We start from the raw sequence: 13,258 nt of genomic DNA, 5'->3' as shown, positions 1-13,258 counted from the left end.
CCACCCCTACCAAACGCGTGCGATAGTGAGGCCATCAACGGCCGTGGCACCGGCGCGCTTGAGTTCCGCCGAAGCCGCTGCCATCGTCGCACCCGTGGTGATAACGTCATCGATAAGCAGCAGGTGGCGGCCGTGCACGTCCTCAACCGTCTCGTACATGCCTTGGGCACGCTCGCGGCGCTCCTCACGACCGAGTTCACGCTGGTCGCCATGCCCGTACTTGACGAGAGCATCGAGCAGGGGAACACCCGACAGCTCGCAAAATGGGCGCGCAATAGCCTCCATATGATCAAAACCACGCCGCCGAAACGCTGCCGCCGTCGCAGGCACAAACACCACCGCATCCGCGCCGGACAGCACACCTCCATAGCGATCGGGCGCTACGACCTGGGCATGCAGGGCGGTGTCGTAGACCAGCTCCGCCAGATACGGAGCCAGACGTCGCTCGCCCGCGTCCTTGTACGCTTTAATGATGCGCGGCAGTGGATGCGCATAGACAGCGCACGCCAGGCAGCGGTCGAGTGCCTCCGCCATTGCCGAGGACGTGCCCTCGACCGAACACTCAGTGCACAGCAAATCCCCAAACGGGGCGCCGCATCGGGTGCAGCTATGACGTGGGTCGATGAGCGTGAGCGCGGTCAGGCAGTCTTGGCAAATAAGCGCACCGGCGCGCTCGCAGCCGGCACATCGTGTTGGCGACAATGCCTCGAGCGCCTCGCGTGCCACCCACTCGGCAAACGGTAGCAATTCGTCCGCAAACGGTAGGGCGCCGGCGCCCTGCAGACGGCTCAATATGTTCAGATGGCTCTTCAAGACACAACCCTCCCTACGTTCGGTCGCAGGGAGGGTTGTTGATTCGGCGCTATGATACCCCGATGCGCTCGGGGCAAGGCGGGCTAAATCCGCTCGCGGGCGTTATTCGCCGGCGGGCGGTTGTGGTGCGGACGAAGACGGGGTCGGGCCCTCGCCACCATCCTGGCGCGGCTTGCGGGAACGGCGACGGCGACGGCGCTTTTGACCCTGGTCGGCCGAGCCCTCGCCACCGCGATCCTCGCGCGGCTCGCGCTCGTCGCGAGCGGCGCCACGCGAAGCCTTGGCAGCCGCTCCCCCGCCATCTCCGGGACGACGGCGCGTGACCTTGACCTCGCCATCCGAGACCTGATCGGCCACAGAGGGCACTGAAGGCTTCTGCTGCGTGCCCGAGGAATGGCGACGGCGCGGACGCGGCGCGCGCTCCTCCTCGCCACGTGACTTGCCGCCCTTGTCGGCAGGCGCATCGGAAGCCGAGGGGCCCTTGGAAGCGGCACCAGCCTCGCGAGCAGCTGCGGCGCGAAAGGCGTCCTCGCGCTCCTCGCTCGACAGATGACGGCGGCGACGACGTGTGGGGTTCATGCCACCGCCGCGATTCTGCTGCTGGGGCTGCTGAACCTCGCGCTCGCGAGAGGCGTTCTTGCCCGCGGCTGCAACCTCGGTAGCATCGCCCGAGCCCGCGCGCTTGCGACGGCGACGGCCATCGGCCGCCCCCTCGGCCTCGGGTGTCTCGGCCTTACCGCGGCCTTTTCCGCGGCCACGGCCCTCGCCCTGACCCTGACCGGCGCGAGCATCGGATTCAGCATCGCGACGACGGCGCTTGGGCATCGACGTGCCGGCCAGACGGTCGGCACTCGACAGGCCATCGCCCACATCGACGCCGTTTTCGCGATCGAGCTCCATGAGCGCCAGGCGCATCTCGGGCGACTCGATGCGCTCGAGCACGTCGCGCGTCACGCAGTCGGGGCGGCAGTTGCAGCCCTGCTCGGCGGCCTTCTTTTTGCAGCCCTCCGAGCACGTCATATCGGCTAGGTTGACCTTAAAGACTTTGCCGTTCTCCAGGCGCAGCACCAGCTGCTCACGCGGCGTGTCATACTCCTGGATACGCGCCTTGCCAAGCGGCGTATCGATGAGCGTCTTCTTTTTGGGCGCACGGCTCTTAAAGTCCTTGTAGGCCTCGAACTCGTAGCGCAGGCAGCACATCAGACGACCGCACACGCCGCTGATCTTGGAGGAATTGAGCGGCAGGTCTTGCTCTTTTGCCATGCGAATCGAGACGGGCTCAAACTGTCCGCCAAAGCGCGTGCAGCAGAGTTCCTGTCCGCACTGGGCATAGCCGCCCACCAGGCGGGTCTCGTCGCGCACGCCGATCTGGCGCATGTCGACGCGAATGTGCAGCGTCGAGGACAGATCCTTGACAAGCTGGCGAAAATCGACGCGCTCCTCGGCCGCAAAGTAGAACACGGCCTTCTCGCCGCCAAACAGGTACTCGACGCCCACCGGCTTCATCTCGAGGTCGAGCTCCTTGACCAGGCGGCGGAAGTCGACCATGGCCTCGTCGCCCTGGATGGCCAGGTCGTCGGCAAGCTGGAGGTCGATGTCGCTCGCCACGCGCAGCACGGGCTTGAGCGGCTGACCGATCTCGTCTTGCGGCACCTCAAAGGGATCGGCCGTGACCAGGCCAATCTCGGTTCCGCGCTCGGTGGAGCAAATGGCATAATCGGCCTCGAGGATATCCAAATCCTGCGGATCGAACCACAGGTCGCGCGAGGCGTAGGTAAACTTAACGGGTACGACTAACGGCATTTCAGTGCCTTCCTGATATCGAACAGCATGACCTCGATGGCCAGCTGGGGAGTAACGTTTCTGGCGATGTTGCGTTCGGCGGTTGCGACTGCCTCGAGCGCCCGCGTGGCGCCCGCAACATTCGTCGCGGCGGCAAGCCGACCGATCGTGTCGCGCACGTCTTCGTTCACCACGTCGGCCGCCTCGTCCTGAAGCGTCAGCAGCACGTCGCGCATGAGCGTCCGCGCGCTCGCCAGCGCTTCCATGATACCCGAACGCTCGCGCGCGTTGAGTTCGCGCTTGTTGCGGTCCTCAAGCTGCTTCAATGCTCCACGCGACAGGTAGTCGGCGTTTTGCTCGAGCACCTTTTCCTGCGTGGACTTGACCTCGGCTAACGGCGCCTTAACGGCGACGATGAGTGACTTGGCACGGCTGAGCACGTCGGCCTCGTCGGCGGCAATGAGCGAATCGATGGCACGAACCATCTGACGGCGGGCGTCCTGGCGCTCGGCGCTCTTGAGGAACTCGATGCCACGCGTGGGGCTTCCCGCTACGGCGACGGCCATGCGGCAACGCGCAGGGTCCTGACCGGTGGCGCGGCTCACGGCCTGAGCGGCGACGGCGGGCGACACCAGCCGAAACGGCACGCACTGGCAGCGGCTCACGATGGTGGGCAACATCACGTCTGCCGAGGTGCCCAGCAAGATAAACATAACGCCCTCGGGCGGCTCCTCGAGTGTTTTGAGCAGTGCGTTGGCGGTGTTGGCGCGCAGCTGCTCGGCACGGTCAATGATGTAGACCTTGGCCTTGGCGCGGATGGGCGCCAGGGGTACGTCGTCGAGTAGCTCGCGCGTCTGGGCGATGAGGTAGCCCGTGGCGCTCTCGGGCGTGTAATAGTGCACGTCGGGGTGCGTATGGCGGGCGACGCGCACGCAGCTATCGCATGAGCCGCAGCCATCCTGCTCGCACAGGAAGGCTTGGGCGAGCGCCCACGCGGCGTCGAGCTTGCCCGCGCCGGGCGCGCCCAAAAACAGGTAGGCGTGCGATGCGCGACCGCTGGCGACGGCATTGGTCAAAAAGTCGCGCACGCGCTCTTGGGTGTCAAGCTTGGCCAGCAGGCTTGTCTGAGCGGGGGCCATGTTACTCGGCCTCCTGGGCAAGCGCGGCGGTGACGGCGTCCTGGGAAATGTCGAGGCCGTAGACGCGAACCTGCTCGACCGTCCGCGCGAAGACGTCCTCGATGGACGCGGTCGCGTCGATGAGCTTTACGCGGTTTGGTTCCTCGGCGGCGATGGCGCAAAATCCCTGGTAGACACGCTCTTGGAAGGCCATGCCCTTAGCCTCCATGCGATCTGCCGCGCCACGGGCTGCCATGCGCAGCGCCGCCTGCTCGGGCGTGATGTGATAGACGAGCGTGAGCGCCGGGTGCGTCCCCGCGACGGCCAGGTTGTTGGCATCGCGTACTATCTGGCGATCGAGGCCATCGGCAAACGCCTGATAGCAAGTTGTGGAATCGTAGAAGCGGTCGCACAGGACCACCTTGCCGGCAGCAAGGGCAGGCGCGATGACCTCGTGCACCAACTGGGCGCGCGCGGCCTCGTAGAGCAACAACTCGCAGGTGTCGCCCATCGCCGTATTGGCGGGGTCGAGCAGCAGAGCACGGATCTTTTCGCTGATGGCGGTACCGCCCGGCTCGCGCAGGGTCACAACCTGGTAGCCGGCAAGGTCGAGCGCACGGGCAAGCAGGCGCGCCTGCGTAGATTTACCGGCGCCATCGACACCCTCGAGCGTAATGAAGCTATGTTGAGCGGGCTCAAAAGCCATGGGCGCAGCCCCTTCCTACAAGGCGCGTAAATGCAGATATATCAACCAAGCCATGATACCCCAGTGCTCGGCGCGTCCCAAATCCAACCTAGCCATCGAGGCATCCCCGAAGTTGCGGTGAAATAGGGACTGATTGAAGCTCTGAGACCGCCAAACAGTCCCTATTTCACCGCAACTTATGATGGGGAATTTTGGACGCTGGGTATAATCGTCGTATTGCATTGAAATGTGGCGAAAGGAGTGGCAATGTCTCGGTATTGCGCCTCGTGCGGCAAGCTTCTTGCAGATAATGCCAAGTTCTGCACCTCGTGCGGTGCACCCGTTGAGCAAACAACCGCAAGCGATAGCCAGCCCGCTTTTGAGCAGACCGGTTCCCTCGATACGCCGCAAGCCAAGGCGGACGACCCCCTCGCCTATCGCCCCGACCCCGCCGCAGGCCCCGCAGCCGTCGAGACCACGCAGCGCATACCCGTCGCGAGCGGCTCGCCCCAACAGCAGCCGGCTCCCGCATACGCGCCCGCTTCGTCACAGACCCCCGCTCCCAAAAAGAGCGGCACCGGGCCGCTTATCGCCGTTATCGTTGTGCTGGTGGCGATCATCATCGCCCTGGTCGTTTTCTTTGTGATCAAGCCTTTCGACAACGCCGCCACGCAGACGACTGCCGAGGTAGCTAAGCTGCACCATGACGTCGACGACGATGACCTAAAGCCTCTCGGCGATCCCAACAGCCTGTACGACGATGATGACGATGACGACGACGAGGATGGCGGCGAAGCAACGCTCTCCGAGCAGAATCTCTACCGCCGACTGAGCGAATACTACGACTTGCTCGAAGACCTCGACAACTACGTCCGTGGCTGCGCGCAGAACTTCAACGGCAGCTATCTGGAAGAGGATCGAACCACCCGTCAAAATCTCGCCGACGTCGCCGAGCGCACGGAGGACACCATCGAGCAGTATTACGACATCGTCGAGGACCTAGACGTCCCGACGAGCTCCAAGAACTACAGCTCCTGGAAAGACATCGTTGCCCTGTACGACGACCTGGATCACCGCATTGACGCAATCTGTGATGCCTGGGAGATCAGCCTGAAATACGCCAAGCCTGCGGACCACAAGAATGAGATCGTGACGCCACTGTCGCGCGACAACGTGGCGGGCACCAATGACAATAAGTACCGTCTAGACTTTGAGGAGCGCTATCCCGGCGCCAAACCCGTCGAAGTGAACTAGTCGCATGCGACGTTCTCAAACGACTACTCATTAAAGAACGTCCCCAATGACTGCCTAGAAAACGAGCGAGGATCGCGGGGTCCTCGCTCGTTTTTGTTTTCGGCAATGTTTCGACTGCGCCGCTACTTGTCGGCAGCGGTCTTTTTGGTAGTCGACTTCTTGGCCGTCGCCTTTTTGGCCGTCGCCTTTTTGGCGGTCGTCTTTTTAGCCGCCGTCGTCTTCTTTGCCGTGCTCGCCTTGGTCGTGGTCTTGCGGCCGCGGGCGGGCTTCTTCTCCTTGGTCGGGCAGTCCATGTTGACGCAGATACGCCACGGACCGCGTGCCGTGTTGACCACCACGATGGGAGCGCCGCACTCGGGGCAGGTCTCGCCCGTCGCCTCGAGCTTGCCACGCGCCGGCAGCGGATAGCTCACGCCGCAGTCATCGTAGTTGGTGCAGCGGATAAAGCGCTTGCCGCTCTTTTCGCTCTTGTGCGCGATCAGGTCGCCATGGCGTCCTGCTTCGGCGCACACCTTGCACTCGCCCACCTTAAGATCGGGCTCGTAGTTGGTGGGGCACGTGGGGTTCACGCAAATCTCGAAGGCCTTCTGGCGGAACGGCTGGCACTTAATGCGCGGTGCGCCGCACTCGGGACACACGGCCGCCTCGCCCTCGAGCGGGCTTACCTTGACGCCACTCGGCACCGGATAGGTCACGTCGCAGTCGGGCCAGCCCATGCAGCCAATGAAGCTGCCGCGGGTCTTGGCGCTCGTCTTCATAACCAGATCCTTGCCGCACTTGGGGCAGGCACCCACGCGCGCATCGGCCGTGACGGCGTCGCTGATGGCGTCGCCCAGCTCCTGCGTGTGCTTGAGCAGCTCGTCGAGCACGCCGGCCAGCAGTGCGCGCGAGTGCGTCACGACATGCTCTTCGGTGTCCTCGCCGCGCTCCACACGGGTCATATCGCCATCGAGCTCGCTGGTCATATCGGGGCTCGTGATGCGCGGGGCAAACTGCGTCAGCGCGTCGATGATGGCGATGCCCAGCTGGCTCGGCTCAACGGGATCATTTTTAAGATAGCGCACGGCATACAGACGCTCAATGATGCTCGCGCGCGTGGACTTGGTGCCCAGGCCGCGCTTCTCCATCTCCTGCACGAGCTTGCCCTGGCTGTAGCGCGCGGGCGGCTCGGTCTGTTTGGCCTCGAGCTTAATGTCGAATACGTCGACCGTGTCACCCTGCTCAAGCGGCGGCATCTGCTCGTCGCGTTTAAGGCCGTACGGGTAGGCCTCGCGGAAGCCAGGGGTCACGAGCACATCGCCCGAAGCCACGAACGGCTCACCATTCACGTCGAGCTCGAGCTTGGTGTTCTCGATGGTCGCAGGACCCATAAGCGTCGCCAGGAAGCGACGGGCGATGAGGTCGTAGAGTTTGCGCTGGCCGCCGTCGAGCGTGGACGGATCGCCCTCGCCCGTGGGATAGATAGGCGGGTGGTCGGTGGTCTCGACTTTGCCGCGCGTGGGCTTCATGGGACCGGCGAGCACCTTTTTGCACACGGGCGCCAGCGCCGGGTTGATCTTTGCCAGGTCGCTCACCACGGCGCCCAGATCGAGCGTCGCAGGGTACACGGTGTTGTCGACACGCGGGTAGCTGATGAGGCCCGCCATGTAGAGGGACTCGGCGATGCGCATGGTACGCGCAGGCGAGATGCCCTCGGCTGCGGCAGCAGCCTGCAGCGAGGTGGTCGCAAACGGCGTGGGCGGCTGCTGCTTGCGCGAGCGTTTGGTCACCGCGGCGACGGTTGCCGTCGCAACGCCGTCGACATGGCTGTACGCCGTCTCGGCAGCATCTTTGTCGGTAAAGCGCGCCGTCTTGTGAGCGATCTTAAAGCGATCATCCTCGGCAGCACCCTGTGCGGCGCCCATGCCGCGGATCTGCCAATAGTCCTCGGGCACAAACGCCATGCGCTCGCGCTCGCGCTCAACCACCAGGGCGAGCGTCGGCGTCTGCACGCGACCGGCGGAACGCACGTTGCCAAAGCCGCCAAACTTGGCGAGCGTCAGGTAGCGCGTGAGCACCGCGCCCCAAATGAGGTCGATGTGCTGACGGCTCTCGCCGGCGTCGGCCAGGTTCTGGTCGAGCGAGACGAGATTATCGAAGGCCTGCGTGATCTCGGCCTTGGTAAACGAAGAATACTGGGCGCGGGCGACCGGCAGGTCGGGCGCAACCTCGCGCACCTTGTTGAGGGCGTCCGAACCGATCAGCTCGCCCTCGCGATCGAAGTCCGTAGCGATGATGACGCTGTCGGACTTCTTGGCAAGGTTCTTGAGCGAGCGAATGAGCTCTTTCTCGGCCGGCAACTTAATGACAGGCGCCCAGGTGAGATACGGCAGGCTCTCGAGCTTCCAGCCCTTGATTGAGATGCCGTCGGCAAGAAACGGCTTGCGCTTGGTGTCGTAGGGCGGACGTGCCAGGCCATCGGGTATGTCGGCCGGCAGCATCTCGCCGTCCTCGGTGACCGAATACCAGCCCAGCTTTTTATTGAACAGCACGCTGTCACAAAAATCGGGCGCGAGGATGTGACCGGCAAGGCCAATCGTCACGCACTCCTCGCCCTTCCACTCAAAACGGTAGATGGCGGTGTTGTACACCTTGTCCTTTTTGGGCTTACCCGTGGACAGACGCTCGGCAATCTGACGCGCGGCGTCGTTTTTCTCGGCGATGATGAGCTTCAAAAGAGGCTCCTATCTCGTATCTCTGCGGCTACGCCCGCCCGTATGGCGGCCGACTTACGCCCTTGCTTGCTCAATCTGCCCGATGAGCCAATCGCACCAGGCATCCATGCCCTCGCCCTTGCGCGCGCTCACGGCAAACCGCGGCGCCTGCGGATTGAGGCCATCGAGTGTCTTAGTATACCTATCCATGTCAAAATCGAAAGCCGGGGCCACATCGACCTTGTTGAGCAGCTGCGCGCCGGCGTGTTGGAAGATGCCCGGGTACTTGATGGGCTTGTCGTCGCCCTCGGGCACCGAGAGGATCATGATGGACAGGTTCTCACCCAGGTCAAAGTCGACCGGGCAGACCAGGTTGCCCACGTTTTCGATAAAGATGACGTCAATGTTTTCCAGACCCACAGCCTGGTCGAACGCGTCAACGGCCTCCATGATCATGTTGCCCTCGAGGTGGCACAGACCGCCCGTGTTGATCTGGATGGCGGGCATGCCGGCTTCCTTCATGGTGATGGCGTCGACGTCCGAGGCGATATCGCCCTCGATGACGGCGCAGCGCAGGCCGGCCTTGTCGCGCAGGCGCTCGTTGGTGCCCAAAATCGTGGTGGTCTTGCCCGAACCGGGGCTCGACAGCACATTGATCACATAGGTGTTTGTCTCTTTAAATCGCTGACGCAGCTGATCTGCCAGGCGCTCATTGCGCGACAGGATCGGCGACGCGATATCAATCGTTTTCTCGGCCATACTCGGCGCTCCTTACTTCTGCCATCTGGGGACGGGGTAGAAATGGTAGATTTCGTCGTTGACACTTGCCATTTTGCCTGCTTGCACACGTTGGAACGGAATGTCAAGCCGCACGGCGTATCTATTTCTACCATTTATACCCCGTCCCCAAATGGCTAGCGGGCTAATCGTCGGGGGTTTCGATTTCGATACTTGCGATGTCGAGCTCGCGGCCGTGCAGTAGGCGCACGTTGGCACCACCACACTGGGGACAGCGACAATGGAAGCGATCGTGGTCGAAAACCTCGCCGCAGTCCAGACACTCGCTTTGTGGATGGACCTCCTCCACGGCAAGCTCGCAGCCCTTCGTGAGCGGGTCCTCGTCGCGAAATGTCTCCCACGCAAAGTCGAGCGCCTCGCGCACAACTTCGGTCATATCCCCGATACGCAGCGTTACCAAAACGGCGCGCGAGGCCCCCGCCCCACGCGCCGCGCGAATCACTGTATCGAGTATGCCGCTGACAATGCCAACCTCGTGCATACCGATTTACTCCTCGTCGTCCTCATCGTCCGAGAACAGGTCCAGACGACTCACAAACAAGCCCTCCTTGCCCTCGCGCGCGGTAATGACCACTCGGGCGATGGCAAGCGAAATCTCGTAGAGCGAGAGCAGGGCGCCATACATGAGGCCCAGCGTAACGGGCGAGCCGTCGGGCGTGATCACAGCCGAACCCACGAGCAGGCCTACGTACACGTAGCGCCAGGCGCTGCGGAAGGCCGCGTAGGACACGATGTGGAAAACAGACAGGTAGAAGATGATGAGCGGCAGCTCAAACGCCACACCAAAGCCGATCATAAAGAGCAGCTCCATGTTGACGTAGTTCTCCAGGTCGGGCAGTGCCGTGGCGACGGCCGAGGTCTCGCCGATGAGCCACTCAAAGCCCGCCGGGATGATGATGAAGTAGCAAAAGATTGCGCCCAGGAAGAACAGCACCGTCGAGGCGAGCACCGTGGGCACGACCCACTTGCGCTCGTTGGGGCGAAGCGCCGGCAGGAAAAACGCCAGAATCTGCCAGATAATCATGGGCGTGCACATGACCACGGCCATCTTGATGGCCAGCGAGAAGCGCAAGCCAAAGCCGCCGAGCGTGGTGGTGATGTAGAACTTACCGTCCGGCACAAAGGAGCGGATGGGGTCTTCCAAGATGTCGAGCACCACGGGCGTGGCGAAGTACAGCACGATAGCGGCGGCAAACACCGAGACGACCACGATGGTCAGGCGGCGACGGAGCTCTCCCAGGTGATCGAAGAGCGGCATTCGCGCAGGTCCGATAGGCATTACTCATCGCCTCCCTTCGGGGCGTCGGCGGCAGCGGCTTCGTCCTCGGCCTCGAGCTCGCGAGCGAGCTGGTCGACGACGGCCTTGCGCTTGCGGGGACGACGGGCGTAGAGGTCAGCCGTCGTGGGCTCTGCCGGCTCGGGCTCCGGCTCTGCAACAGGCTCGGGCTCGGCAGGCTCGGCCTCGGCGGGCTCGGCGCCCTCGGCCTCATCGGCAGCACCTTCGCCCTCAGCAGCACCCTCGCTCGCGGCCTTCTCGGCGGCAAGGCGGGCACGGCGCTCGGCAAAGGTCTCCTTCTTGGCGGGCGCAGCCGTCTCGGCGGCATCCTCGTCCGCATCGGAATCGTCGTCGGTCGCAGCGGCCTTCTTGGGCTTGACCGGGGCCGACGCGGCCTCGCTCACCGGATCGATAATCTCGGACTGAACAACGGCCGTCATCTTTTCCTGCGTCTCGCGGAACTGACGGATGGCACGGCCGATCGTGCGGCCCATCTGCGGGAGCTTATCCGGGCCAAACAGCAAAAAGCCGAAGACCACGATGATCGCGAGCTCACCCTCTCCAATACCAAACACACATACCTCCAAGGCTCGATGTGAGTCGAGCCCGCACCGCGCCATTCGGCCGGAACTCGTCTATTCATTCGGTCAAGTATAGCGCCCGGACGCTAAAACGTCCGAGCGCATCACAAACATATGCCAAACGGCACGCCCTTTTGGGGGCAAAGATTATGCAGCGGTGATCGAAATCTCCTGGTCGACACCCAACAGCTGAACCACGCGCATCACCGGGGGCTGCACATTGGTGCAGCTAAAGCGCTTGCCGTGGTCGACCGCGTGGTGCGCGGCGCCCACGAGCACGCCAATGCCCGTCGAATCGATGTAGCTCACTTGGGCAAAGTCGAGCTCAACGGCCTCGGTGGGCTGCTCGAGCGCCAGGTCGATGGCATTGCGCAGGCTATCGGCGTTAGAAATATCGATCTCGCCGGTTACCTTAATGGTGTAGAGCTCTGGCGTGGGGTTGGTGGAAATACCCAAATCCATAAATACGCTCCTTTACGTATCGAAAGTGCGGATAGTACGGGAAGCCGCGCGTTAGGCGCGCTCGGCACGCGCAAGCTCGGCAGCGACGAGCTTAACGGCCAGCACCAGCACGTCGAGCGCGGCCTCCAGGTCCTCGACCGTGGGATAGCTCGGCGCGATGCGGATGTTGGTGTCGCGCGGGTCCTTGCCATAGGGCCAGGTAGCACCGGCCGGCGTGAGCTTGACGCCCAGGTCGGCGCAAAGCGCGGCGACCTTCTGGGCCGAGCCCTCGGGACCATCGAAGCTTACAAAGTAGCCGCCGCGGGGGTGCGTCCAGGTGGCACAGCCCGTATCGCCCAAGCCCTCGGTGAGCTTGCGCTCGACGGCCTCAAAGCGCGGACGCAGGAACTCGGCATGCTTTTTCATGTGCTCCTTGACCGCCTCGATGGTGGGAAGGAAACGCACGTGACGCAGCTGGTTGAGCTTGTCGGCGCTGATGAGGCCGGCCTTCAGGCGCTTGGAGAACTCGGCGATGACCGCGGGGCTCGCACCGATAAAGCCGATGCCGGCGCCCGGGAAGGTGATCTTGGACGTCGAGGCAAAGGCCACCACGCGGTCCTCGGTACCCGCCGCGCGAGCGAGGTCAAAGATGTTTGCGAGCTCGTCGGTCTCGTCGTACAGGTCGTGCACGCAGTAGGCGTTGTCCCAGAAGATGCGGAAATCGGGCGCGGCCGTGGGCATCTCGACCAGACGGCGCACAGTGTCCTCGCTAAAGGTGATGCCCGTGGGGTTGGAATACTTGGGCACGCACCAGATGCCCTTAATGGAGTCGTCAGCGGCAACGAGGCGCTCGATCTCGTCCATGTCGGGGCCGTTGTCGGTCATCGCAACGGGGACGTTCTCGATGCCCAAGTCGGCGGTGATGCCAAAGTGGCGATCGTAGCCGGGAACAGGGCACAGGAATTTGACCTTCTTGCCGTCGTGCGCGGCCTCGTAAGCCTCCCAGGGCTCGCTGCCGCACGAGCGGCAGCGCCAGAACATGCCAGCGATATCGTGCTCGATAAGCAGGCTCGACGAACCCAGTACAAGCGTCTGCTCGGCGGGGCAACCCAGGAACTCCCCTGCCAGCTTGCGTGCCGAGGGAATGCCCTCAAAGCAGCCGTAGTTTGAGCAGTCGACGTTGCCGTCGTGCAGATCGGCATCGGCATTGAGGATATCGAGCATGGGTCGAGAGATGTCCACCTGGGAGGGCGACGGCTTGCCGCGGGCCATGTCGAGCGCCAGGCCCTTGGCCTTGACCTCGGCGACCTCGGCTTTGAGCGCCTCGATGGCGGCATCGAGTTCGGTGGTTTCCATCTTCTGGTAGATCGTCTGCATGGGTGCGACCTTTCGCGAAGCGGGACGTTGCAGTTCGTCTAAGTATAGACCGCCACCGCCGCAACGGCATGAAGCCGTGATAGATTAAGTTCATCGCAATGATTTACGAATCGCCGCGCATGCCGGCGTGGGGCGCCCAAGGAGGCACTATGGAGTACGGATCGTTCCAGGCCGAGGAATTCGGCGACCTGCAGCGCCTGGTCGACGGACTATTTTACGACCGGCACGCCATCGACCGCCTGGATCTCATCGTGCAGGCCGAGATCTTGGACCTCGCGCCCGACCTCATGGAAATCGTGAACCTATTGCCGCCCGGCTACTACGACCGCCAATCGCTTTGCGACCAGCTCAACTCCGCCCTTGCCGCCCACGGCTGGGGCGCCGTCTACGGAACGGTGGAATAAACCTAGTCGTTTAAGAACGTCCCCAATGACTAAAAC

General features: G+C 63.2%; 13 protein-coding genes. 2 read left to right on the top strand and 11 right to left on the bottom strand.

All coding sequences use genetic code 11. The features are described from left to right. Positions 1 to 6 precede the first annotated feature (6 nt). From AAAX35_RS05945 to tmk, 4 genes are all read right to left on the bottom strand, one after another. Entirely contained in the window at positions 7 to 813 is an 807-nt protein-coding gene (locus AAAX35_RS05945; RefSeq protein ID WP_349117050.1) for a double zinc ribbon domain-containing protein, read from the bottom strand. Between the two features lie 102 nt (positions 814 to 915). Beyond that, complete coding sequence (gene ricT, locus AAAX35_RS05940; RefSeq protein ID WP_349117049.1) at positions 916 to 2,616, bottom strand: regulatory iron-sulfur-containing complex subunit RicT; 1,701 nt, start codon at positions 2,614 to 2,616, stop codon at positions 916 to 918. After that, on the bottom strand, positions 2,607 to 3,734 hold the full coding sequence (locus AAAX35_RS05935; protein WP_349117047.1) for a DNA polymerase III subunit: 1,128 nt from the start codon (positions 3,732 to 3,734) through the stop codon (positions 2,607 to 2,609). Before AAAX35_RS05935 ends, ricT begins: the two co-directional genes overlap by 10 nt. A 1-nt stretch (position 3,735) precedes the next feature. Then, the gene (gene tmk, locus AAAX35_RS05930) at positions 3,736 to 4,419 is read right to left on the bottom strand and encodes a dTMP kinase (protein WP_195503296.1); all 684 of its coding nucleotides are present in this window, start codon (positions 4,417 to 4,419) and stop codon (positions 3,736 to 3,738) included. A 246-nt stretch (positions 4,420 to 4,665) separates the two neighbouring features. Here tmk and AAAX35_RS05925 point away from each other — a divergent pair, with 246 nt between their 5' ends. Then, entirely contained in the window at positions 4,666 to 5,652 is a 987-nt protein-coding gene (locus AAAX35_RS05925) for a zinc ribbon domain-containing protein (protein WP_195520975.1), read from the top strand. Positions 5,653 to 5,774: 122 nt separating this feature from the next. On the opposite strand, the gene AAAX35_RS05920 is transcribed toward AAAX35_RS05925, so the two are convergent. The 7 genes from AAAX35_RS05920 to AAAX35_RS05890 all read right to left on the bottom strand — a co-directional run bounded on the left by AAAX35_RS05920 (position 5,775) and on the right by AAAX35_RS05890 (position 12,818). Continuing rightward, positions 5,775 to 8,366 carry a DNA topoisomerase I gene (locus tag AAAX35_RS05920; protein ID WP_349117046.1) on the bottom strand — a complete coding sequence of 864 codons (2,592 nt, stop codon included), beginning with the start codon at positions 8,364 to 8,366 and terminating at the stop codon, positions 5,775 to 5,777. Between the two features lie 54 nt (positions 8,367 to 8,420). Further along, positions 8,421 to 9,104: a hydrogenase nickel incorporation protein HypB gene (gene hypB / locus AAAX35_RS05915; RefSeq protein ID WP_349117045.1), complete on the bottom strand. Its 684-nt coding sequence runs from the start codon at positions 9,102 to 9,104 to the stop codon at positions 8,421 to 8,423. Positions 9,105 to 9,267: 163 nt separating this feature from the next. Further along, positions 9,268 to 9,624, bottom strand: a complete 357-nt coding sequence (gene hypA / locus AAAX35_RS05910; RefSeq protein WP_349117044.1) for a hydrogenase maturation nickel metallochaperone HypA — start codon at positions 9,622 to 9,624, stop codon at positions 9,268 to 9,270. 6 nt (positions 9,625 to 9,630) lie between these two features. After that, positions 9,631 to 10,422 carry a twin-arginine translocase subunit TatC gene (tatC, locus tag AAAX35_RS05905; RefSeq protein WP_055285525.1) on the bottom strand — a complete coding sequence of 264 codons (792 nt, stop codon included), beginning with the start codon at positions 10,420 to 10,422 and terminating at the stop codon, positions 9,631 to 9,633. Continuing rightward, a complete protein-coding gene (locus AAAX35_RS05900; protein ID WP_349117043.1) occupies positions 10,422 to 10,994 on the bottom strand; it encodes a twin-arginine translocase TatA/TatE family subunit in 573 nt (190 codons plus the stop codon). Before AAAX35_RS05900 ends, tatC begins: the two co-directional genes overlap by 1 nt. A 153-nt stretch (positions 10,995 to 11,147) precedes the next feature. Beyond that, positions 11,148 to 11,462 (bottom strand): STAS domain-containing protein, encoded by a 315-nt coding sequence (locus AAAX35_RS05895; protein WP_035137695.1) that lies wholly within the window; start codon positions 11,460 to 11,462, stop codon positions 11,148 to 11,150. Positions 11,463 to 11,513: 51 nt separating this feature from the next. Further along, positions 11,514 to 12,818: an aminotransferase class I/II-fold pyridoxal phosphate-dependent enzyme gene (locus AAAX35_RS05890; RefSeq protein WP_349117042.1), complete on the bottom strand. Its 1,305-nt coding sequence runs from the start codon at positions 12,816 to 12,818 to the stop codon at positions 11,514 to 11,516. 149 nt (positions 12,819 to 12,967) lie between these two features. Here AAAX35_RS05890 and AAAX35_RS05885 point away from each other — a divergent pair, with 149 nt between their 5' ends. Continuing rightward, positions 12,968 to 13,222 carry a hypothetical protein gene (locus AAAX35_RS05885; RefSeq protein WP_022093864.1) on the top strand — a complete coding sequence of 85 codons (255 nt, stop codon included), beginning with the start codon at positions 12,968 to 12,970 and terminating at the stop codon, positions 13,220 to 13,222. The last annotated feature ends 36 nt before the right edge of the window (positions 13,223 to 13,258 follow it).

It is taken from the genome of Collinsella sp. CLA-ER-H11, assembly GCF_040092445.1.
GTDB lineage: Bacteria > Actinomycetota > Coriobacteriia > Coriobacteriales > Coriobacteriaceae > Collinsella.
This window is presented reverse-complemented; position numbering and strand designations above follow the sequence as displayed.